The sequence below is a fragment of the Burkholderia sp. KL41 genome, from assembly GCF_057005415.2.
In genome coordinates this window covers 521997-543160 of record NZ_CM174446.1, presented here as the reverse complement: position 1 = coordinate 543160, position 21164 = coordinate 521997, and the positions used below count along the sequence as shown (strand labels likewise).

The window sequence follows — 21164 nt, the reverse complement described above, 5'->3', positions numbered from 1 at the left end:
CGGTCGCCCTGCCGCCGGCCGCGCGCCGGCCTATCCTTTCCGAATACCCCTTGCCCGGGAGCGCCGCTCCACACCATGAAGACGAGCATGCAACGCAAGCTCGACCAGCTGTCCACACGGCTGGCCGAACTGAACGACCTGCTGAGCCGCGAAAACGTCACGGCCGACCTCGACCAGTACCGCAAGCTGACGCGTGAACATGCGGAACTCGGCCCGGTGGTCGAACAGTACGCGCTGTGGCGCCAGTCGCGCAGCGACGAGACGGCCGCGCAGGAGCTGCTCGGCGATCTGTCGATGCGCGACTTCGCGGAAGACGAAATCCGCAGCGCGCGCGAGAGCATGACCCGCCTCGAGACCGAGCTGCAGAAGATGCTGCTGCCCAAGGATCCGAACGACGACCGCAACATCTTCCTCGAAATCCGTGCGGGCACGGGCGGCGACGAATCCGCGCTGTTCGCCGGCGACCTGCTGCGCATGTACCTGCGCTTCGCGGAACGCCAGCGCTGGCAGGTCGAAATGATGTCGGAGAGCGCATCGGATCTCGGCGGCTACAAGGAAGTGATCGTGCGGATCGCGGGCCAGGGCGCGTATTCGCGCCTGAAGTTCGAATCGGGCGGCCATCGCGTGCAGCGCGTGCCGGCAACCGAGACGCAAGGGCGCATCCACACGTCCGCGTGCACGGTCGCGGTGATGCCGGAAGCCGACGAAATCGGCGAGGTCGAGATCAATCCGGCCGACCTGCGGATCGACACGTTCCGTGCGTCCGGCGCGGGCGGCCAGCACATCAACAAGACCGATTCGGCGGTGCGCGTCACGCACATCCCGACCGGGATCGTCGTCGAGTGCCAGGACGACCGTTCGCAGCACAAGAACAAGGATCGCGCGCTGAAGGTGCTCGCCGCGCGCATCAAGGACAAGCAGTATCACGAGCAGCACGCGAAGGAAGCCGCGACACGCAAGAGCCTGATCGGCTCCGGCGACCGCTCGGAACGGATCCGCACGTACAACTTCCCGCAGGGCCGGATGACCGACCACCGGATTAACCTGACGCTGTACCGGCTAGAGGCGATCATGGACGGCGACCTCGACGAACTGATCAGCGCGCTGGTCAGCGAGCACCAGGCCGAACTGCTCGCGTCGCTCGGCGACGCCGACTGAGGTCACGATGCCCGACACGACCGCCGACGAACTGCTGCGCGCGTCCGCGCTCGACGCGGTCGATGCGCGCGTGCTGCTCGCGCACGCGCTTGGCTGGACCCGCACGCAACTGATCACGCGCGGCGACGCGCCGCTCGACGCGGTCGCGGTCGAACGCTACCGCACGCTCGAGGCGCGCCGCATGGCCGGCGAGCCGGTCGCGCAGCTCGTCGGGATGCGCGAATTCTTCGGCCGGCCGTTCGACGTGACGCCCGACGTGCTAATCCCGCGCCCTGAAACCGAACTGCTCGTCGAAGCCGCACTCGATGCGATCGACGGGCTGCCGCATCCGGCGGTGCTCGATCTCGGCACGGGCAGCGGCGCGATTGCCGTCTCCATCGCCGCCGAGCGGCCCGACGCCCGCGTGTGGGCGCTCGACCGTTCGCCGGCCGCACTCGAGGTCGCGCAACGCAACGCAAGCAAGCTGCTCGACGCGCACCGCCCCGGCGGCCCGCTGCACTGGCTGCAGAGCGACTGGTACGCGGCGCTCGATCCTGCGCTCGCCTTCGACACGATCGTCAGCAATCCGCCGTACATCGCGCAGCACGATCCGCACCTCACGCAGGGCGACCTGCGTTTCGAGCCGCGCGGCGCACTCACCGACGATGCCGACGGCCTCAGCGCGATCCGCACGATCGTCGCAGGCGCCGGCACTTACCTGAAACCGGGCGGCACGCTCTGGATCGAGCACGGTTACGACCAGGCCGAGGCCGTGCGCGCCGTACTCGCGTCGCACGGCTTCGTCGCGGTCGAATCGCTCGCCGATCTGGCCGCAATCGAACGCACGACAGGCGGCCGCCTGCCGGGCTGATGCCCGGCCCGTCCGGTTGAAATCCGCTATCATTTCGATCTAACGCCCCGCAAACGCAAGGTCAGTCATGGACACCCAACAACGTATCAAGCAAATCGTCGACGAAAACCAGGTCGTGCTCTTCATGAAGGGCAACGCGCAATTCCCGATGTGCGGCTTTTCGGGCCGCGCCATCCAGGTGCTGAAGGCCTGCGGCGTCGATCAGTTCAAGACGGTCAACGTGCTCGAAGACGACGAGATCCGCCAGGGCATCAAGGAATTTTCGAACTGGCCGACCATCCCGCAGCTCTACGTGAAGGGCGAATTCATCGGCGGCTCGGACATCATGATGGAGATGTACCAGTCGGGCGAACTGCAGCAACTGTTCGCCGCCGCGTAATACGCCCCGCCCCTTTTTGATGGCATCTCCCAGCGCGCCGCCACGCCGGTTGATCGTCGCGATCACCGGCGCCACCGGCGCGATCTACGGCGTACGGCTGCTCGACCTGCTGCGCGCCGCCGGCGGCGTCGAAACGCACCTGCTGATTTCGAACGCCGGCTGGCTCAACATCCAGCACGAACTGAAGCTGTCGAAGGCCGAGGTCGAAAGCCGTGCGGACGTCGTGCATTCGGTGCGCGACGTCGGCGCGACGATCGCATCGGGGTCGTTCGCGACCGACGGGATGGTGATCGCGCCCTGCTCGATGAAGACGCTCGCGAGCGTCGCGCACGGGCTGTCCGACAACCTGATCACGCGCGCGGCCGACGTCACGTTGAAGGAGCGCCGCCGCCTCGTGCTGATGGTGCGCGAAACGCCGTTCAACCTCGCGCATCTGCGCAACATGACCGCCGTGACCGAAATGGGCGGCATCGTCTTCCCGCCGCTACCCGCGTTCTACGCGATGCCGAAGACGATCGAGGAACTTGTCGACCAGACCGTCACCCGCGTGCTCGACCTGTTCGCGCTCAGTGCACCGATGACGACGCCGTGGGCCGGCATCCGGCCGGCGCAGTAAGCCGCTCGCCGCGGCGCTTCTGTGCCGTTCTTCGCGCATCTTCGCCGAATCACCTGCCTTCCGGCCTGATTCGGCCACCTCGAGCCCCCGTCCGCCCTCGCGTTCGTGAAATCGGCCCGATTATCAACCAATACGACTCAATCAAATTCCGCGCGACGGATTTATCAATTCCCGGTGCGCGCCTATAGTCACAGGCAAATCCCTTTGCAGGCCACCACCATGAACCGCTTGCCTTCGCTCTACCTGTCCCACGGCGCCCCGACGCTGCCGATCGACCCGACGCTGCCGTCCGCCGCGTTCACCCACCTTGGCGCCGAATTGCCGCGCCCGCGCGCGGTACTGATGCTGTCCGCGCACTGGGGCACGCAGCGTCCCGTCGCCAGCGTCGCCGCGCATCCTGAAACGATCCACGACTTCTACGGCTTTCCGCAGGCGCTGTACGACATCCGCTACCCGGCGCCCGGCGCGCCCGACGTCGCCGAGCGCGCGGCCGGACTGCTGAATGCGGCCGGCATCGCCACCGCGACGACCGAGCATGGCCTCGACCACGGCGCGTGGGTACCGATGCTGCTGATGTTCCCGGAAGCCGACGTGCCGGTGGCACAGCTGTCGATCCAGCCGCGCGCGGATGCGGCGCACCACTTCGCGCTCGGCCGCGCGCTGCGACCGCTGCGCGACGAAGGCGTGATGGTGATCGGCTCCGGCCAGATCACGCACAACCTGCGCGCCGCCGATTTCGGTGCGGCACCGGAAGATGCGGACCCGCGCGTCGCGGAATTCACCGACTGGTTCGAGGCGAAGCTGGCCGCACGCGACGTCGACGCGCTGCTCGACTACCGTCGGCAGGCGCCGCATGCCGCGCTGATGCATCCGACCGACGAGCATCTGCTGCCGGTGTTCACGGCGCTCGGCGCGGCGGACGACGACTACCAGCTTGGCATCCAGTCGCTCGGCACGTACCAGCGCGTGCTCGCGATGACGAACTACGTGTTCGCGAGCGCGGCCGCCTGAGCGTCGCGCGACAACCGTCGACCGGCCAATAAAAAGCCCGCCCGAGCGATGCTCGGGCGGGCTTTTTTTCCGCTGCTGGCTGCCGCCGCCGAATCCGGCGACAGGTCACGCGTCAGGCACCGACCCCCTCGAGGATCTCGTCGTGCGATTCACGCTCGTCGAGATACTGGGTCCGGTAGCCGGTATTCACGCCCCAGAAGTAGAACACCAGCGAGATTGCGGCGACGATCAGCATGTCCCAGCCGTACGGCAGCACGCCGTAACCGCCGAACTCCTTGCTGCCGATCAGCGACAGCACGGCCATCGTCGGCAGGTACGCGACCAGCCACCATGCGGCCTTCAGGTCGGCACCCCAGCCGGTCCAGCCCGACTTCGCCTGGAAGTAGAAGTACACCGGCAGCGCGACGATCATCAGCAGGATGATCTCGCCCGTCAGCGGCCACTTCGCCCAGTAGAGGATCAGCGACGCGCAGACGAACGCGAACGGCGCGATCAGCTTCATCAGCGGAATCGACAGCGGACGCTCGATGTCGGTCGCCGAGCGGCGCAGCGCCATCAGGCTGATCGGGCCGGTCAGGTACGAGATCACCGTCGCGACCGAGATCACCGCCGCGAGCGAGCTCCAGCCGCGGAAGAAGAACAGGAAGATGAACGAGACCAGCAGGTTGAACCACATCGCCTGGCGCGGCACGCCGTAGAGCGGGTGCACGTTGCCGAACATCTTCGGCATCGTGTTGTTGCGCTCCATCGCGTAGATCATGCGGGTGGTGGTCGCCATGTACGTCGTGCCGGTGCCGCTCGGGCTGACGAACGCGTCGACGTACAGCAGGATCGCGAGCCAGTTCAGGTTCAGCGCGATCGCCAGTTCGGCGAACGGCGACTTGAAGTTGAAGTGCGACCAGCCCTGCGCGACGTCAGCCGGATTCACCGAGCCGATGTACGCCATCTGCAGCAGTACGTAGATCACGAGCGCGATCAGGATCGACGTGATCACCGCGAACGGCACGCTGCGCGACGGGTTGCGCGCTTCGCCCGCGAGGTTCACCGGGCTCTGGAAGCCGTTGAACGCGAACACGATGCCGCTCGTCGCGACCGCGGTCAGCACCGCCGACCAGCCGTACGGCGCAAAGCTTGCATTGGATGCGGTGCCGAGGTTTTCCGGATGGTAGCTCGTCAGCATCAGGCCGAGGATCGTGAGGCCGGGGATCAGGAACTTGAAGATCGTGATCGTGGTGTTCGCCCGGGCAAACGCCTTCACGCCCCAGTAGTTCAGCAAGAAGTAGATGACCACCAGCACGGCCGACAACAGCAGGCCGGGTGTCGTCAGCTCGCCGTTCACGAACAGCGCATGCGCCCACGGATACGGCCACGTGCTCATGTACTGGATCGACGCTTCAGCCTCGATCGGGATCACGGATACGATCGCGATCCAGTTCGCCCACGCGCTGATGAAACCGACCAGCGAGCCATGCGAGTAGCGCGCGTAGCGCACCATGCCGCCCGACTCGGGGAACATCGCACCCAGTTCCGCGTACGTCAGTGCAATCGCGAGAATCACGACCGCGCCGATGATCCATGCGCAGATCGCTGCCGGACCGGCGATCTTTGCGGCCTTCCAGGCGCCGAACAGCCAGCCCGAGCCGATAATCGAACCCAGCCCCGTCAGCATCAATGCAAACGGGCCGATGTTCCGTTGAATAGAACTCTTCACATCCTCTCCTGTGTCTCAAAAAGCATGGTCGGCCCGCGGTCCGGGATCGGCTCGGACTGCACCGCGCACGCATTCTTGGGGGGACGCGTCACCCGATCAGGGCAACCCGTCCGCGCGGCGCGTAGTTTAACGGTTGCACCTCGGGCGTGGCGCCAAAATCGTTCGGCCCCTACAAAAAATTCGCATCGTTTGCAAGCTTTGTAAACCTGATATACGCAATAACCCTGAGTCCATGGAAATACGGTTGACCACGCGGGTGATAAGCCGTATAAAGGACTTCGCAGGATTTCAAGTGGCGAGTGAATTGGTTCTTTCGTAGTTCGCCCATCAACGGTACTCCGGTTGGTCCTATTACCCCTTCCTTGATTTTCCGCACACCATGGGCTTCGGCCCCGTTTTATCTTTTTAGGAACAAGTAACATGGCAACCGGTACCGTCAAGTGGTTCAATGACGCAAAGGGCTTCGGCTTCATCACCCCGGAAGGCGGCGGCGACGATCTGTTCGCGCACTTCTCGGAAATCCGCGTCGAAGGCTTCAAGACGCTGCAAGAAAACCAGAAGGTTGAATTCGAAGTGAAGACGGGCCCGAAGGGTCTGCAAGCTGCGAACATCCGTCCGGTCTAAGCTTGGCGCGATAATTCGTGTAAAAAAGCCCCGCTTCGGCGGGGCTTTTTGTTTTGCGGCGCCGGTCGCCCGGCATGACGGCCTTTCAGCCGCCCGCATTCAGCCGAACAATCGCTGCGCGTGAATGCCGAGCCCCGTCGCGACACTCGCGAGGCGGTCGCCGAACACCGGCTGCGCATCCGGGAACGCACCTGCGAGCGCACCCGACAGGAACGCGAGCCCCGTCGAGCCGCCGGTGAAATACAGTGCGCCGACATCGCGCGGCGCGACACCCGCGAGCCGCACCGTCTCGCGCGCGGCATCGACGATGCGGGCGGTGTCGTCGTGGCTCGCATCGACGAGGCGCTCGGCATCGAACGCGATCTGCAGATCCTCTTCCACGTCGTTCAGGTCGATCATCGTCTCCCCGCCCGCCGCGACCCCGATCTTCGCTTCCTCCGCGCGCGCCATCAACGCATGCCCGAGCCGCTGCTCGACCACGCTCGTGAGCCGGTCGTACTGCTGCACATCGCGGTACAGGTGCTTCATCAGCTTCAGCTCGCCGAGCCGCTTCGGCGTGTAGACCGTGTTGATCAGGTGCCAGGTCGCGAGATCGAAGTAGATCTTGTTCGGCAGCTCGCGCCCTTCGGGATCGAGCGAACGGTAGCCGAATGCGGGCAGGATCGCGGCCAGCTCGACACGCCGGTCGTAGTCGGTACCCGCGACGTGCACGCCGTGGTGGGCCAGCACGTCGTCCTTGCGCTCGAGCCGCGCCATCCGCTCGGGCCCGACGCGCACCAGCGAGAAGTCGGACGTGCCGCCGCCGATGTCGGCAACGAGCACGAGGCGCTCCGCCTGCTGACGCGATTCGTAGTCGAACGCGGCCGCGATCGGTTCGTACTGGAATTGAACGTCCGTGAAGCCGACCGATCGCGCGGCAGCCTCGAGCTGGTCCTGCGCAAGGCGGTCGGCGCGCGGATCGTCGTCGACGAAGAACACGGGCCGGCCGAGCACCGCACGACCGATCGGCGCAGCCGCGCGGGTTTCGGCCTTGCGCTTCAGGTGCGTCAGGAAGCGCGCGATGATGTCGGTGTACGCGATCGCGCTGCCGTCGCCGAGATCGGTCGTCGTTTCCGCGAGCGGCGAGCCGAGAATGCTCTTCATCGAGCGCATCAGCCGGCCGTCGAAACCGTCGATGTAGGAAGCCAGCGCCGCACGGCCGTATTCGACCGTCTCTTCGTCGTTGTTGAAGAAGATCGCGGTGGGCAGCGTCAGGTGGTCGCCCTCGACGGGCGCGAGGCGCATGCCATCGCCGTCGGGCAGCGCCACGGCGGAATTGGACGTGCCGAAATCGATCGCGCAGTAAGTCATGGGAAATTGCCGCAGCAGGGCCGGCGCGAAAACGGAAAGGACGGGCTTTTTAACATGAAGCCCGCGGGATCACAACCGGGGCCGGCCACCGGTGCCGCGCAGCGGGCCCCGGTGGCGACGGCGCGCAGACGGGCGCGCCGGGAAGACAGGCGGACGGGACGCGCGACGCAGCCCCCTCCAGGCAGGTCAGGCCGCCGCGTCGAAGCCCTTCTTCCACGCGCCCGCATAGACGACCTCGCCGATCGCATGACGCGTGCGCGGCGCCTTCTCGCGATCGCGCAGCACGGGATCGAGCTTGTCGACGTTGCCGTAGTGACCGAGCGAGATGATCGCCGGAATCGCGACGTCGGCCGGGATCTCAAACGCGTCGCGGAACGCCTTCGCGTCGAAGCCGCTCATCTGGTGGGCGGCCAGGCCCAGCGCGTGCGCCTGCAGCACCAGCGACATCGCGGCGGCGCCCGCGTCGTACAGCGCGGTCGGTGCCGGTTCCCCCTTCGGCGTGAGCGTATGCGCGGTCACGGCGATCAGCACGGGCGCCGGCGCATTCCAGCCCTGGTTGAACGGCACCAGCGTCGCGAACGCGCGCTTGAATGCGTCTTCGTCCTGCGTGCGGTCGAATACGATGAAGCGCCACGGCTGCGCGTTGTACGCAGACGGTGCCCAGCGGGCAGCCTCGAGCACCGCGTGCAGATCGCCGGCGCTGACGGGTTCATCCGAATACGCGCGCGGGCTCCAGCGGCCCGCGATCAGATCGTGAATCGAAACAGTGGTGGGAGCAGGTTTGACGGACATGCGGATCCTCGCTGACATCGATGAAGGGGCGCGAACGCCTGGCGAACCGCAAGCATACCCGCTTGAGCCGATCCGCGCCCGATCCTGCCGCGCTATGCAAATCTCCGTGCGTGCAATGGCCGGCCGCCCGCCGCGCGGGCCGGCCGGACTGCCGGCTTGCCGCGATCAGGCCGCCTGCGCAGCCGCGCGCGACGGGCCGCGGTTGATGCGCAGCACGATCAGCGCGCCGACGATGCACAGCCCGCCCGAAATCATCGATGCGATCGTGTAGGTGCCGAGGCTCGCGCGCAGCAGCCCCGCGCCGAGCGCCGCGAACGCCGCGCCGAGCTGGTGGCCGGCGACGATCCAGCCGAACACGACCGGCGCCGCGGCCTTGCCGAACACGTCGGTCGCGAGGCGCACGGTCGGCGGCACGGTCGCGATCCAGTCGAGCCCGTAGAACATCGCGAACAGCGGCAGCCCGAAGAAATCGATCCCGAACGCGTGCGGCAGGTAGATCAGCGACAGCCCGCGCAGCCCGTAGTACCAGAACAGCAGCACGCGATTGTCGTAGCGGTCGGACAGCCAGCCCGACAGCGTCGTGCCGAACAGGTCGAACACGCCCATCGCCGCGAGCAGCGATGCGCCCTGCACTTCCGTCATCCCGTAGTCGCTGCACATCGCGATCAGGTGCGTGCCGACGTAACCGTTGGTGCTCGCGCCGCAAATGAAGAAGCTGAAGAACAGCAGCCAGAAATCGCGCGAGCGGCTCGCCATCAGCAGCGTACGGAACGCGACCGCGAGCGGGTTCTCCTTGGTCGCATCGGGCGCGGGCGGCGCATCGGCCGGCTCGCCGTAAGGGCGCAGCTGCACGTCGGCCGGCCGCTCGGGCAACAGGAACGCAACGAGCGGAATCACGATCGCGGCCGCCACCGCGACGACCAGCACGACCGGCCGCCAGCCATGGCGCTGCGCGATCGCCGCGAGCATCGGCAGGAACACGAGCTGGCTGGTGGCCGTGCTCGCGGTCAGGATCCCCATCACGAGGCCGCGCCGCGCATGGAACCAGCGCGTGACGAAGGTCGCGGACAGCGTCAGCGCGACGACACCCGTCGAGCAACCGACCATCAGGCCCCAGATCACCACCATCTGCCAGCTCTGCGTCATCATCGACGACAGCGCGACGCCCGCGCACATCGTCACGAGCGCGGTGAGGATGGTCGGGCGCAGCCCGAAGCGCTGCATCGCGGCGGCCGCGAACGGGCCGGTCAGGCCATACAACGCGATGTTCACCGAGATCGCCAGCGAAATCGCCGCGCGGCTCCAGCCGAGCTCGCGTTCGAGCGGCACCATCAGCACGCTCGGCGTCGCGCGCGTGCCGGCGGCCGCCAGCAGGATCAGGAATACCACCGCCGCCGCGAGCCATCCGTAGTGGAAGCGCCCGCCGATTCGTGTCACCGCCCAGTTCATCTTCGCGTTCTCCAGTTGGCGGCGCCGGCACCTCCGCGCCCGCTCCGCCTCACCCAGCCAGGCCACCTCCGCCGCACGCTGCATCGGCTGACCCGGGCCGACGCTTGGCATTTGTCTGTCGATCCGGTCGGCATTGTTACCGACCGGTCACAAGTGTGTTGCGATCGTAGTGACCAATCGGTAACATGTCAAGCAATCCAATATGCAGTCGAGGGTCATCATGTCGGGCATCGAGATCGCCAAACCGACGGCGCGCCGTACGCGCCGGCCGATCGACGGCGCCACCGCGCAGGAGCACCTGCTGCGCGCCGCCGAGGAGCTGTTTTACAGGGAAGGCGTTCGGACGGTGGGCGTCGAGGCGGTCGTGGAACGCGCGGGCGTCAACAAGATGAGCCTGTATCGGCAGTTCTCGTCGAAGGACGACCTGATCCTCGCGTATCTGGAGCGGATGGATGCGTGTTTCTTCGAGCGTCTCGACACAAGCACCGCGAAGCATCCGGGCCAGCCGAAGGCGCAACTGATCCAGTATTTCGTCGACCTGGCCGAGCGCGCGACGCAGAAGGACTATCGCGGCTGCCCGTTCGTCAACGTCGCGGCGGAGTTTCCGGATGCATCGCACCCGGCGCGCGAGCGCGTCGCGCAGAACAAGGAACAGTTGATGAAGCGGCTCGTCGCGCTTTGCGAAGGCGCCGGCGCGCGGCAACCGCAGGCGCTCGCCGATGCGCTCGCGCTGGTGGTCGAGGGTATCTACGCGGCGAGCCAGACCTATCGGCACGGCGAAACGCCGATCGGCACCGCGCCCGCGCTCGCCACGCAATTGATCGAAGCCGCGTGCGCGTGACGGGCCGCGCGCGTCCGCACCCTGCGCGCCCGCTACAATGCGGCCCTCGCCGCCCTTCCGCCCGACTGGTTTCACGATGACCGACACCCGCCCCGAATCGCACGACGACATCCTCGCCGCCACGCGGCACTGGCTCGCGCGCGCGGTGATCGGGCTCAATCTGTGCCCGTTCGCGAAAAGCGTCTACGTGAAGGAACAGGTGCGCTACGCAATCAGCGAAGCGACGACGCTCGAAGACGCGCTCGCCGAACTCGAAACGGAACTGCGCGCGCTCGACGCGGCCGACCCGCAGCAGGTCGACACGACGCTATTGATCTTCCCGCATGCGTTCGCCGATTTCGTCGACTACAACGATGCGCTGTTCTTTGCCGACCGCCTGGTGCGGCAACTGCGGCTCGACGGCGTGCTGCAGATCGCGAGTTTCCACCCGCACTACCGGTTCGAAGGCAGCGAGCCCGACGACATCGAGAACTACACGAACCGCGCGCCGTATCCGATCCTGCACCTGCTGCGCGAGGACAGCATCGCGCGCGCGGTCGACGCGTTCCCGGACGCGTCCGCGATCTACGAAAGGAATCAGGAAACTCTGCGCCGCCTCGGCCACGACGGCTGGCGCGAATGGATGCGCCGGCCGGGCGACGACGTCTGACGCGGCGTGCAACGTGCGGCGTGCAACGTGCGCCGCGCCGCGCGCCCGCCGCCCGCGCGTCAGCCTTCGGCCGGCTCCGCGACCTCGCCGCCCGCCGCCGCGGCTTCCGGCACGAAGAAGCGTGCGTTCAGCTCGGCAAGCCCGAACATCCCCAGGATCTCGTTCAGCCGCTCGCCGGGCCGCCGACGCGGCAGGTTCTTGTACTGCGCGATGATCAGCTCGTTCTTCATCGAATGCTCCCAGCCGACCAGCTCGGTCACGCTGACCTGGTAGCCGTGCGCTTCGAGCTGCAGGCAGCGCAGCACGTTGGTGATCTGGCTGCCGAATTCGCGCGTATGCAGCGGATGCCGCCACACTTCCGTCAGCGCGTTCGCGAGCGATTTGCCCTTGTTCTTGCGCAGCACGCCCGCGACTTCCGCCTGGCAGCACGGCACGAGCACGATGTGCTGCGCGCGCTTCGCGAGCGCGAAGCGGATCGCGTCGTCGGTCGCCGTGTCGCACGCATGCAGCGCGGTGACGACGTCGACCGTTTCGGGCAGCTTCGGCGACGTGATCGAATCGGCGACCGACAGGTTCAGGAACGACATGCCGCCGAACCCGAGCCGCGCGGCGAGCTCGGCCGAACGCGTGACCAGCTCCTCGCGGGTCTCGATCCCGTACACGTGCGACGCAAACGCCGCCGTGCCGTGCCCCGGCTGCTGCTTGAAGAACAGGTCGTACAGGATGAAGCCGAGATACGACTTGCCGGCGCCATGATCGACGAGCGTCACGCTGCCACGGTCGGCCTGCACGCCGGCAAGCAGCGGCTCGATGAACTGGAACAGGTGATAGACCTGTTTCAGCTTGCGGCGGCTGTCCTGGTTCAGCTTCCCGTCGCGGGTGAGGATGTGCAGTTCCTTCAGCAGCTCGACGGACTGCTCCGGGCGGATTTCGTGGGTCTTGTTCGACATCGTGAAGCGGCGCCGGGCCACGGTCGGCAGACCACGGCCCGGCGGCGGGAATTCGTGAGGAATGGCGATAGTTTACCGAAAATGCGCGGTCAGGCTCGTGCGCCGAGCCGCCAGAGCGACGTGACCTCGGCGCGGCGTGCCGCGTGCAGCGGATCGTCGGCGTCGGCGGACTTCGGGTGCGCGGGGCGGATGTCTTCGCGGCCGAGCACGACGAGGCCGGCTTCGTCGATCCACTGCAGCAGGGTGTCGCGCGGCCGCAGGCCGAGATGTTCGGCGAAATCGGACAGGATCAGCCAGCCTTCGCCGCCTGGCTCGAGATGGTCGGTAAGCCCCGCGAGGAAACCGCGCAGCATGCGGCTGTCGGGATCGTAGACCGCGTATTCGATCGGTGCGCTCGGACGAGCCGGCACCCATGGCGGGTTGCAGACGACGAGCGGTGCGCGGCCGGCCGGAAACAGATCCGCCTCGACGACCTCGACGCGGCCCGCGTGGCCCAGCCGCTCGACGTTCTCGCGCGCACAGGCGAGCGCCCGCGGATCCTGATCGGTCGCGACGATGCGCTCGACGCCGCGCGACGCCAGCACGGCCGCGAGCACGCCGGTGCCCGTGCCGATGTCGAACGCGAGCGACGTCGCCGGCAGCGGCGCGCGCGCGACGAGTTCGACGTATTCGCCGCGTACCGGCGAGAACACGCCGTAGTGCGGATGAATCGGCGCGCCGCCCAGCGCCGGGATCGGCACACCCTTCTTGCGCCATTCGTGCGCGCCGACGAGGCCGAGCAGCTCGCGCAGCGACACGACCGACGGTTCGCCCCCCGGGCCGTAAGCTTCCTCGCATGCGGCGCGTACGTCGGGCGCGCGGCGCAGCGGGATCGTGTAGTCGGCATCGAGCGGGATCAGCAGCATCCCGAGCGTGCGGGCACGCTGCGATTGCGCAAGACGATGCAGGTTGAATGCGTCGACGCCCACCGCGGCCTTCGCCTTCTTCGGCTTGCGCTCGACGCGGCGCGCCATCGCCTGCACGAGCTGGCGCGCATTCTGGAAGTCGCCCTGCCAGACGATCGCGGTGCCCTCGCAGGCCAGGCGGTAGGCCGCGTCGGCGGTGAGACGGTCGTCGGCGGGCACCGCGCGCTTCGGCGGCTGCACGCCGGCTTCGGAGCGCCAGCGCACGGCATGTTCGGCGCCGTCGGCGTCGGTCCAATGGAAAACGGGGAAATCGGTCACGCGAGCTCGGCTACGGTTGGCTTCAGACAGGCGGCGCTACAGGCGTGCGCCGCGCGGACCACACCATACCGCGCTTTGCCCGCGCGGCAAAGCGCGGGCGACCGCCCCGACTGCCACCCGCGCGATGCCCGCGGCGTATTGGCGCTACCGGGCCGCTCAGCTCTGGTCGTCGAGCGCGGCATCCGGCGCGTTCTGCTTGACCGACGCGATGCCGTTCTCGCGGCTCGCTTCGGCCTTGTACAGCTCGCTCGTGCCGATGATCTCGTGATTGCCGGCCTTCAGGTTGAACATGAACTGGCCGTTGCTCGCGGTCTTGCGCTCGTAGCGCGCGTCGTCCGGCGCGTTCTTGCGCACCGACGCGACGCCGTTTTCCGCCGACGCCTTGGTCTTGTACAGCTCGCTGCGCAGAATGATCTCGCCGTTGGCGGCCTTCAGGTGGAACAGGAACTGCCCGTCGCTCGCTTTCTTGATGACGAATTTCGCTGCCATGGTGCCCTCTCGAAAAAGTCGCCCGGCCCTCCGGACTGAGGCAGTCTAAACGCGATTGACGCGCAAAACGTAAGGCACGCGAAGCTCGATCGTCAGGAATCGTCAGACGGCGCCGCGATCGCGACGCTTCGTCCGGCCCGGCATCCGGCATCGCGCCGGCATCATCTACCCGCCCCACCCGGGCGTCGCCGGCATGCGCAGCGTGCCCGCATCGCTGAAGCGCACGGTGCCGAGCACGCCGCCCGCGAGCCGGCCGCGCAGCGCATACGGCAACTCGCCGCTGGCAGCCGCGCCGGGAAGGTTCCACGCCTGCCGCGCGGCGGCGAACGCCGACACGGAAACCGGCACGTCGAGCACGGCCTCGCCGAAGCGCGGCACGACGCCCGAGCGGTCGCTCACGCCGCTCGCGAACGGCGTGCCGTTCAGGTCGAGCGCCACCGAGATGCCGTCGTATTCGATCGGCGTGTCGTTCGGGTTCTGCACGCGCAGCTTCAGGTTGAAACGCATCTCGAGGCCCTGCCCGACGAGCGGGTCGAGCCCGGCGACCGACACGCGCACGGAATCGCGCGTGAGCCCCGCGCAGCCGCCGAGCAGGAGCACGGCGGCGAACAGCAGCAGCACGGCGCGCAGCGGCGCGATTCGGAACAGGGTTCGTGGCATGGGGGCCTCCTCGCGGCAATCGGTGAGCGGATCGTCGCTGCATTGTACCGAGCGCGCCCCGCACACCGGGTTTCGTAGTTTTCGCGGCCGCGCCGGATCGTTAATAGATTAAAACTACGAAAATACCAGCCAAACGGAAAGCGCATTAATGCTTTCCAGCATTCAATGAAGCGCGGCGAATTCAATAGATGCAATTTCTAAATTTTTCGTTTCCTTTACCTAAAACCATCAAGTATATTTACGCATCCTTCGTGCAAGCCGACAAAGCTTGAAGCCGCATGACGGCGATTTTACGGAACGGCGACACGCCTTCCTGCCATCCTGCGGCCCGGCCCGGCCAGCCCCGTAGGTCGTCGGTTCAAGGGAATCGCGCGCCCGCGCAGGGCGTGCGGCTCCGTGTCGTGCGCGCGAAATCAACTCAGTACAACACGCGCCCGGCCATTTTGAACCGGCAAGTTAACCGACATCCGGAAATCCAGAGGGGGCAGTAAACCATGATTACCTTCACGTAGTCGGCCGCCGTCTTTTCGAATAATCCGTCATTGGCATTTTCATCGCTGTTGATTAACGGCGAGGGGATTGTTTTTGCCGGCGTTTTCGCAGCACTGAACGATTCTTTCAACAATCGAGGTTTCAGTCATGTCGATCGATATTCGCAAGATGCGTTATCTGCCGCTCGTCGCCGCGCTCGCACTCGCCGGGTGCGGCGGTGACGACGGCGGTGCAGGCTCCGCTTCCGCGCTCAGCTCCGCCGGCGCGCCGCACTCGGGCTCGTCGCCCACCGTCAACGCGCCGCCGAGCGCATCCAACGTCGACAAGAGCGTGTCGCCTGTCGAGTTGCCGGACACCGTGGTGCCCGTGAACTACCGGCTGTGGTTCCGCCCGAACGACGCGCTGAACGCGTTCGACGGCCGCGCCGACGTCGAGATCAAGGTGCTGAAGCCGGTCAACAACATCGTGATCGCCGGCCACCGGATCAAGTTCACGAACGGCCGCATCACGCTGCAGCCGGGCAACATCCAGCTGATCGCGACGCCGCAGGACAAGGGCGACTTCTACCAGCTGCGCCCCGTGAGCGGCACGATCTCGCCGGGCAACTATTCGCTGCACATGGAGTGGTCGGGCATCATCAACTTCAAGTCGTATGACGATCCGGGCACGAAGACGGGCGGCAGTTGCGGCGACGATCCGTATCCGGGCTGCTCGGCCGCGGAAGGCGTGTTCCGCGTCGACCTGAAGGGCACCGACGGCAAGACGAGCGGCGCGATCCTCACGCAGGGCGAAACCAACCTGTCGCGCCAGTGGTTCCCCGGCTGGGACGAGCCGGCGTTCCGCCCGACCTATGAAGTGACGGCCGAAGTGCCGTCGAACTGGCGCGTCGTGTCGAACGCGGCCGAGAAGCCGTCGACCAACGTCGGCGGCGGCTACAAGCTCGTGCAGTTCGAGAAGACCCCGCCGATGCCGTCGTACCTGCTGTTCTTCGGCGGCGGCCAGTTCGACACCTATGAAGACGACTTCACGAGCCCGCTGCCGGGCGGCAAGGGCGGCCTGCACCTGCGCGTGTTCACGCCGCCGGGCATGAGCGACTGGGCGAAGCCGGCGATGGACCGCACCAAGCAGGCACTCGACTTCTACTACCGCTACACGGGCATTGCGCTGCCGCTCACGAAGTTCGACACGGTGGCCGCGAACGACGCGTTCAAGGAGCAGAAGGACCTGAACTTCGGCGGGATGGAGAACTGGGGGTCGATCCTCGAGTTCGCCGACGACATCCTGCCGCAGCCGGGCCAGCCGATGTCGCACTACGGCAACGAGGTGCTGACGCACGAAGTCGCGCACCAGTGGTTCGGCGATCTCGTCACGACCGACTGGTGGGACAACGTATGGCTCAACGAGTCGTTCGCGACGTTCTTCGAGACGAAGACGACGATCCAGTTCTTCCCCGACGAGTTCAGCTGGCTCGACCAGGTGAAGAACAAGTACCGCGTGATCAATCGTGACATCGGCCCGAACGCCTTCCCGGTCGCGCCGAACTTCAACGGCTGGGCCTCGAACGACTTCGTGCTGAGCGCCAGCGCGTTCACGTACGACAAGGGCGGCCACGTGCTGAAGACGCTCGAGAACTATCTCGGCGAACAGACGCTGCGCAAGGGTCTGCAGCAGTACCTCGTCGACTACTCGTTCGGCAACGGCACACCGAAGCGCCTGTGGGATGCGCTGTCGAAGGAAAGCGGCCAGGCGATCGGCGCGATCGGCGACAGCTACGTCCGACAGACCGGCGTGCCGCTGATCTCGCTCGACACGCAGTGCGACCTGACGAAGAACCAGACGGTCGTCACGCTGAAACAGCAGCCGTTCCCGAACAAGAACGCGTATCCGGGCCTGCAGTGGACGGTGCCGATCACGCTCGCGTACGGCCAGGGTCTCGCGAAACGCGCGACGCTCGCGCTGAAGGATACGCAGACGCAAACGCGGATCGACGGCTGCACGGGCGTGGTGGCCGACCCGAGCGGGCTCGACTACTACGTCGTGAACTACAGCGACGCGGCCTGGAGCGGGCTGCTCACGCAGGTCAACGGCTCGACCGATCCGGTGCTGCTCGCGAACCTGAAGAGCGAAGCCGCGCTGCTCGTCGCGAACAACCTCGCGCCGGCATCGCGCTCGACGTCGATCGGCTCGGTCGCTTCGCCGGCTGCGATGAAGCTGCGCCAGACGCCGACCTTCGGCGGCATCGAACCGGTGACGAAGGAACGCCCGGCACTGCAATACCAGGGCATCTTCAAGCCGCGCAAGGTAGTCACGCAGTAACGGTGCGCGCCCGGCCGGTGCCGCGCAGCCTGCGGCGGCCGGCCGGCGTACCGGCTTCTCCGACCTTTGACGGGCCTCGCGTGCGAGGCCCTTTTTCATGCCCGGCGTGCGTCGGGCCCGGCGATACGTCGCCGACCGCCGCCCGCCGTCGTCGTCACGCCCACGCGGCATCCCACGCCGGCTGCGCGAACCACGTCGCGAGGAACGCGACGAGCCGCGACGCGCGTGCGGTGCCGCGCGCCGGCTGGCGCAACACGTGGATCGTCGCCGGCTCGGGCGCCGCCGCGAACTGCGGCAGCACCGCGCGCAAGCGGCCGTCGCGCAGCGCGTCCCCCGCGAGCCAGGTCGGCAGGTGCGCGAGACCGAGCCCGTCGATCGCGGCTTCCAGCAACGCTTCCGAATGATTGCTGCGAAACCGCGGCCGCGCCGGCGCGTGGCGGCGCTCGCCGAAGCGCCACGCGCCCGGCGGCGGCACCCCGTGCCACGCGAGGCAGTCGTGTCCGGCGAGCGCGTCGGGCGTATCCGGCTCGCCGCGCCGCGCCAGATACGCCGCGCTCGCGCACAGCACGCGCCGCTGCGGCGCCAGCACGGTTGCGACGAGGCGCGTGTCCTCGAGCGGGCCGATGCGCACCGCGAGATCGACGTCGGAGCCGAGCCGCGCGCCCTGCAGATCGACCATGCTGTCGGTCAGCACAAGGTCGACCTGCAGCGCCGGATGACGCTGCATGAACGCGGCCAGCGCGGCCACCAGGTGCCGCCGGCCGAACGGCGCCGGACAGTCGACGCGCAGCAGCCCGCTCGGCTCGTCGTGCTGGCTGTGCAGGTCTTCCTGCAGGCCGCGCAGCTCGGCCAGCATCCGCGTCGCGCGCCCGTACAGCAACTGCCCGGCCTCGGTGGGCCGCAGCGCATGCGTGGTGCGATGCAGGAGGCGGATGCCGAGCTGTGCCTCGAGCCGGTCGATGCGCCGCGTGACCGACGACGCGGCGACACCCAGCCGGCGGGCGGCCGCCGAGAAGCTCTGCTGGTCGACCACGTCGACGAACAGCGCCAGGTGCGGGGAGAGGAAATCGTCCATTCGGTGCCTTCGGATTTGGCTATGCGTTCTTCGCAAAACAATCATCCGCCTTTGCGGGTTTCCGCGTCAAACCGGGCCGACTAGACTGCGTTCATCCATTTCACTCGCTGCACGCCCCGCCCCACCGGGTCGCGCGGCAGCCAACCGCCACGGAGATCACCATGCGCAGCATCCGCTTCGACGCCCCCGCCGCCGACATCGAGTCGCTCGACGCGCGGGTCAGGGAAATCGACACGCCCGTACCGGCCGACGGCCAGATGCTGATCGAGGTGCACGCGGCCGGCGTGAACCCGAGCGACGTGAAGGCCGCGCTCGGCCGCATGCCGCACGCGGTGTGGCCGCGCACGCCCGGGCGCGACTGGGCCGGCATCGTGCGCAGCGGCCCGGAAGGCTGGATCGGCGCGCCGGTGTGGGGCTCGGGCGGCGATCTCGGCGTCGGGCGCGACGGCTCGCACGCCCAATGGCTCGTGCTCGACGCGGCACTGGTGCGCCGGAAGCCCGCCGTGCTGACGCTCGACGAAGCGGCCGGCATCGGCGTGCCGTTCGTCACCGCCTACGAGGGCTTGCGCCGCGCCGGCATGCCGGCGGCCGGCGACGTCGTGCTCGTGTTCGGCGCGAACGGCAAGGTCGGCCAGGCCGCGATCCAGCTCGCGACCGCGCACGGCGCAACCGTGATCGGCGTCGAGCGCAGCGCCGGCGGCTATCGTGGCCATGCCTCGGGCGACGTGCACATGATCGACGCGTCGAAAGAACCGGTGGCCGACGCGGTGCGCGCGGCAACCGGCGGCCGCGGCGCGGACATCGTCTACAACACGGTCGGCAGCCCGTACTTCGAAGCGGCGAACGCGTCGATGGCGATCGGTGCGCGGCAGATCTTCATCTCGACGATCGAGCGCAGCGTGCCGTTCGACATCTTCGCGTTCTATCGCGGCCAGCACACGTTCGTGGGCATCGATTCGCTGCAGCTCGGCGGCGCCGCGGTCGCGCAGATCCTCGACACGCTCGCGCCCGGCTTCGGCAACGGCACCCTGCGCCCGTTCCCGATCGGCGACGACTACATCTATCCGCTCGAGCGCGCGCACGATGCGTATCGCGCGGTGCTGGCCGGTGCGCGCGAGCGCGTCATCCTCAAACCCTGACGCCGGATCACACGGGAGACCGCCATGACGGATTACGTGACTTCGCTCGCGGTGGGCCTCGGCGTCGGCGTGTTGTATGCGCTGCTGCACGTGCGCTCGCCGGCCCCGCCGCTCGTCGCGCTCGTCGGGCTGCTTGGAATGGTGATCGGCGAACGCGCGATCGCGCTGTTGCGCTGACGGGTCGATGCCGCTAGCGGTCGTCGCGCCGGCGGAATGCCCACCACGCGGCGAGCGCCGTGAAGCCCGCCACGAGCAGCACCATCAGCCAGAAGCCGTGCTTGTTCTCGGAGAACGGCACGCCGCCGACGTTCATCCCGAAGAAGCCGGCGACGATGTTGATCGGCAGCGCGATAACGGTCACGAGCGTCAGCGTGAACAGCGTCCGGTTGTTCTGCTCGTCGAGACGCGAGCCGATCTCTTCCTGAAGCAGCTTGATCCGCTCGTTGAGCCCGGCCAGGTCGGCGAGCACCAGCGAAAACTCTTCGGTCGACTCGCGCAGCTCCTGCACGTCTTCCACGTGCAGCCAGGCGGGCGGTTTCGCGAGCAGCCGGAAGATCGACCCGGGCTCGGGCGCGAGCATGCGCTGCAGACGCGTCAGCGTGCGGCGCATTGCGCCGAGCTCGATGCGGCTCGACGTGAGCCGCTGCGACAGGAAGCGGTCCTCGATGCGATCGACGTCGACGCTCGTGCGCCGCATGATCTGGATCAGCAGGTCGGCCTGGTCGCGCAGCAGGTGCACGAGCAGCTCCGCCGGCGACCGGAACTGCTCGCCGTCGCGCACGCACGCGCGCAGCGTGTCGACCGAGCGCAGCGGCTTGAGCCGCGCGGTGACCATGATGCGCCGCTCGACGTGGACGAACAGCGTCGCGATTTCCGACGGCGTCAGTTCGAGGTTGAACATCACGTCGTTGACGATCGCCCGCAGTGCACCGTCCTCCTGCTCGATGCGCGTCGAGCGCGACCCTTCGTGGAGGAATTCGAAGAAGCTGTCGGGCAGATCGAGGTGCGTGCGCATCCAGCGCTCGCTCGCGCCGTGCGCGAGATTGAAGTGCAGCCAGACGAAATCGTCCGACGCGCCATCGTGCTCGCGGCACGAGCGCAGCCACGCGGCGGCCGTGTCGGCATCGAGCGTCGCGCCGGAACCACCCGGATCGAAGCGGAATCCGCACACCATGCCGGACGTATCGGCGCCGTAAGTCTGTACGATCAGGTCCATCGTGTCGAAGGTCATGCGGCGCGCGGCGCGCCGCGCATCGCGGGTCGCGAGCCCGCGCCGGAAAAGGAAAGGAAACGTATGCCCGACGGGCGTGACGCGCCGGTGACAGCGTCACGCCGCATCATACCGGCCGATTCCGCGCCCAAAAGCAACGCGCCGCCCAACGGGCGGCGC

Annotated in this window: 20 protein-coding genes and 1 pseudogene; 11 read left to right on the top strand and 10 right to left on the bottom strand. The window is 67.4% G+C overall.

Translation table 11 applies throughout. The features are described from left to right. The first annotated feature begins 75 nt into the window (after positions 1-75). The 5 genes from prfA to PQB87_RS02625 all read left to right on the top strand — a co-directional run bounded on the left by prfA (position 76) and on the right by PQB87_RS02625 (position 4014). A complete protein-coding gene (gene prfA, locus PQB87_RS02645; protein ID WP_027788492.1) occupies positions 76-1158 on the top strand; it encodes a peptide chain release factor 1 in 1083 nt (360 codons plus the stop codon). Positions 1159-1165: 7 nt separating this feature from the next. Next, positions 1166-2008, top strand: coding sequence for a peptide chain release factor N(5)-glutamine methyltransferase (prmC, locus tag PQB87_RS02640; protein ID WP_489242531.1), 843 nt, complete (start codon positions 1166-1168; stop codon positions 2006-2008). Positions 2009-2075: 67 nt separating this feature from the next. After that, a complete protein-coding gene (gene grxD / locus PQB87_RS02635; RefSeq protein ID WP_021161789.1) occupies positions 2076-2387 on the top strand; it encodes a Grx4 family monothiol glutaredoxin in 312 nt (103 codons plus the stop codon). 19 nt (positions 2388-2406) lie between these two features. After that, the gene (locus PQB87_RS02630) at positions 2407-3003 is read left to right on the top strand and encodes a UbiX family flavin prenyltransferase (protein ID WP_059688460.1); all 597 of its coding nucleotides are present in this window, start codon (positions 2407-2409) and stop codon (positions 3001-3003) included. Between the two features lie 219 nt (positions 3004-3222). Then, the gene (locus PQB87_RS02625; RefSeq protein ID WP_489242530.1) at positions 3223-4014 is read left to right on the top strand and encodes a DODA-type extradiol aromatic ring-opening family dioxygenase; all 792 of its coding nucleotides are present in this window, start codon (positions 3223-3225) and stop codon (positions 4012-4014) included. A gap of 112 nt (positions 4015-4126) precedes the next feature. On the opposite strand, the gene PQB87_RS02620 is transcribed toward PQB87_RS02625, so the two are convergent. Next, a complete protein-coding gene (locus PQB87_RS02620) occupies positions 4127-5725 on the bottom strand; it encodes an APC family permease (protein ID WP_021161792.1) in 1599 nt (532 codons plus the stop codon). Between the two features lie 420 nt (positions 5726-6145). Between PQB87_RS02620 and PQB87_RS02615 the strand changes: the two genes are divergently transcribed. Further along, a complete protein-coding gene (locus PQB87_RS02615) occupies positions 6146-6349 on the top strand; it encodes a cold-shock protein (RefSeq protein ID WP_006477070.1) in 204 nt (67 codons plus the stop codon). A 99-nt stretch (positions 6350-6448) separates the two neighbouring features. Here the strand turns inward: PQB87_RS02615 and PQB87_RS02610 are convergent, their stop codons facing one another. From PQB87_RS02610 to PQB87_RS02600, 3 genes are all read right to left on the bottom strand, one after another. After that, on the bottom strand, positions 6449-7699 hold the full coding sequence (locus PQB87_RS02610) for an Hsp70 family protein (RefSeq protein WP_060060593.1): 1251 nt from the start codon (positions 7697-7699) through the stop codon (positions 6449-6451). A 186-nt stretch (positions 7700-7885) separates the two neighbouring features. After that, positions 7886-8491 (bottom strand): nitroreductase family protein, encoded by a 606-nt coding sequence (locus tag PQB87_RS02605; protein ID WP_059688458.1) that lies wholly within the window; start codon positions 8489-8491, stop codon positions 7886-7888. Positions 8492-8656: 165 nt separating this feature from the next. After that, positions 8657-9940, bottom strand: a complete 1284-nt coding sequence (locus PQB87_RS02600; RefSeq protein WP_489242529.1) for an MFS transporter — start codon at positions 9938-9940, stop codon at positions 8657-8659. 220 nt (positions 9941-10160) lie between these two features. On the opposite strand from PQB87_RS02600, the gene PQB87_RS02595 reads away from it, so the two are divergent. Together PQB87_RS02595 and PQB87_RS02590 are read left to right on the top strand one after the other, a co-directional pair. Beyond that, on the top strand, positions 10161-10781 hold the full coding sequence (locus tag PQB87_RS02595; protein ID WP_301863038.1) for a TetR/AcrR family transcriptional regulator: 621 nt from the start codon (positions 10161-10163) through the stop codon (positions 10779-10781). Between the two features lie 76 nt (positions 10782-10857). Beyond that, positions 10858-11430: a DUF1415 domain-containing protein gene (locus PQB87_RS02590; protein ID WP_059498636.1), complete on the top strand. Its 573-nt coding sequence runs from the start codon at positions 10858-10860 to the stop codon at positions 11428-11430. Between the two features lie 59 nt (positions 11431-11489). Here the strand turns inward: PQB87_RS02590 and PQB87_RS02585 are convergent, their stop codons facing one another. From PQB87_RS02585 to PQB87_RS02570, 4 genes are all read right to left on the bottom strand, one after another. Further along, the gene (locus PQB87_RS02585) at positions 11490-12380 is read right to left on the bottom strand and encodes a class I SAM-dependent methyltransferase (RefSeq protein WP_021161799.1); all 891 of its coding nucleotides are present in this window, start codon (positions 12378-12380) and stop codon (positions 11490-11492) included. A gap of 89 nt (positions 12381-12469) precedes the next feature. Next, on the bottom strand, positions 12470-13603 hold the full coding sequence (locus PQB87_RS02580) for a methyltransferase (RefSeq protein WP_111943110.1): 1134 nt from the start codon (positions 13601-13603) through the stop codon (positions 12470-12472). Between the two features lie 156 nt (positions 13604-13759). Further along, complete coding sequence (locus PQB87_RS02575) at positions 13760-14092, bottom strand: YegP family protein (RefSeq protein ID WP_027788501.1); 333 nt, start codon at positions 14090-14092, stop codon at positions 13760-13762. A 165-nt stretch (positions 14093-14257) separates the two neighbouring features. After that, positions 14258-14752, bottom strand: a complete 495-nt coding sequence (locus PQB87_RS02570; RefSeq protein WP_042976607.1) for an LEA/WHy family protein — start codon at positions 14750-14752, stop codon at positions 14258-14260. A gap of 639 nt (positions 14753-15391) precedes the next feature. On the opposite strand from PQB87_RS02570, the gene PQB87_RS02565 reads away from it, so the two are divergent. Further along, a complete protein-coding gene (locus PQB87_RS02565; protein ID WP_111943106.1) occupies positions 15392-17560 on the top strand; it encodes a M1 family metallopeptidase in 2169 nt (722 codons plus the stop codon). 154 nt (positions 17561-17714) lie between these two features. Here the strand turns inward: PQB87_RS02565 and PQB87_RS02560 are convergent, their stop codons facing one another. Continuing rightward, entirely contained in the window at positions 17715-18635 is a 921-nt protein-coding gene (locus PQB87_RS02560) for a LysR family transcriptional regulator (protein WP_174415804.1), read from the bottom strand. Between the two features lie 161 nt (positions 18636-18796). Here PQB87_RS02560 and PQB87_RS02555 point away from each other — a divergent pair, with 161 nt between their 5' ends. Together PQB87_RS02555 and PQB87_RS02550 are read left to right on the top strand one after the other, a co-directional pair. After that, positions 18797-19774, top strand: a complete 978-nt coding sequence (locus PQB87_RS02555) for a quinone oxidoreductase family protein (protein WP_489242528.1) — start codon at positions 18797-18799, stop codon at positions 19772-19774. A gap of 24 nt (positions 19775-19798) precedes the next feature. Continuing rightward, positions 19799-19948, top strand: a pseudogene (locus PQB87_RS02550) (DUF1427 family protein); the annotation flags it as partial. Between the two features lie 16 nt (positions 19949-19964). Here PQB87_RS02550 and PQB87_RS02545 read toward each other — a convergent pair. Next, on the bottom strand, positions 19965-20990 hold the full coding sequence (locus PQB87_RS02545; protein WP_059688453.1) for a transporter: 1026 nt from the start codon (positions 20988-20990) through the stop codon (positions 19965-19967). Between the last annotated feature and the right edge of the window lie 174 nt (positions 20991-21164).

Excerpts from the sequence above, each read along its gene's own strand:
- PQB87_RS02630 (WP_059688460.1), top strand. The coding sequence starts at position 2,407 with ATGGCATCTCCCAGCGCGCCGCCACGCCGGTTGATCGTCGCGATCACC.
- prfA (WP_027788492.1), top strand. The coding sequence starts at position 76 with ATGAAGACGAGCATGCAACGCAAGCTCGACCAGCTGTCCACACGGCTG.
- PQB87_RS02600 (WP_489242529.1), bottom strand. The coding sequence starts at position 9,940 with ATGAACTGGGCGGTGACACGAATCGGCGGGCGCTTCCACTACGGATGG.
- PQB87_RS02575 (WP_027788501.1), bottom strand. The coding sequence starts at position 14,092 with ATGGCAGCGAAATTCGTCATCAAGAAAGCGAGCGACGGGCAGTTCCTG.
- PQB87_RS02570 (WP_042976607.1), bottom strand. The coding sequence starts at position 14,752 with ATGCCACGAACCCTGTTCCGAATCGCGCCGCTGCGCGCCGTGCTGCTG.
- PQB87_RS02595 (WP_301863038.1), top strand. The coding sequence starts at position 10,161 with ATGTCGGGCATCGAGATCGCCAAACCGACGGCGCGCCGTACGCGCCGG.
- PQB87_RS02615 (WP_006477070.1), top strand. The coding sequence starts at position 6,146 with ATGGCAACCGGTACCGTCAAGTGGTTCAATGACGCAAAGGGCTTCGGC.
- grxD (WP_021161789.1), top strand. The coding sequence starts at position 2,076 with ATGGACACCCAACAACGTATCAAGCAAATCGTCGACGAAAACCAGGTC.
- PQB87_RS02585 (WP_021161799.1), bottom strand. The coding sequence starts at position 12,380 with ATGTCGAACAAGACCCACGAAATCCGCCCGGAGCAGTCCGTCGAGCTG.
- PQB87_RS02560 (WP_174415804.1), bottom strand. The coding sequence starts at position 18,635 with ATGGACGATTTCCTCTCCCCGCACCTGGCGCTGTTCGTCGACGTGGTC.
- PQB87_RS02605 (WP_059688458.1), bottom strand. The coding sequence starts at position 8,491 with ATGTCCGTCAAACCTGCTCCCACCACTGTTTCGATTCACGATCTGATC.
- PQB87_RS02625 (WP_489242530.1), top strand. The coding sequence starts at position 3,223 with ATGAACCGCTTGCCTTCGCTCTACCTGTCCCACGGCGCCCCGACGCTG.
- PQB87_RS02610 (WP_060060593.1), bottom strand. The coding sequence starts at position 7,699 with ATGACTTACTGCGCGATCGATTTCGGCACGTCCAATTCCGCCGTGGCG.
- prmC (WP_489242531.1), top strand. The coding sequence starts at position 1,166 with ATGCCCGACACGACCGCCGACGAACTGCTGCGCGCGTCCGCGCTCGAC.
- PQB87_RS02555 (WP_489242528.1), top strand. The coding sequence starts at position 18,797 with ATGCGCAGCATCCGCTTCGACGCCCCCGCCGCCGACATCGAGTCGCTC.
- PQB87_RS02590 (WP_059498636.1), top strand. The coding sequence starts at position 10,858 with ATGACCGACACCCGCCCCGAATCGCACGACGACATCCTCGCCGCCACG.
- PQB87_RS02565 (WP_111943106.1), top strand. The coding sequence starts at position 15,392 with ATGTCGATCGATATTCGCAAGATGCGTTATCTGCCGCTCGTCGCCGCG.
- PQB87_RS02545 (WP_059688453.1), bottom strand. The coding sequence starts at position 20,990 with ATGGACCTGATCGTACAGACTTACGGCGCCGATACGTCCGGCATGGTG.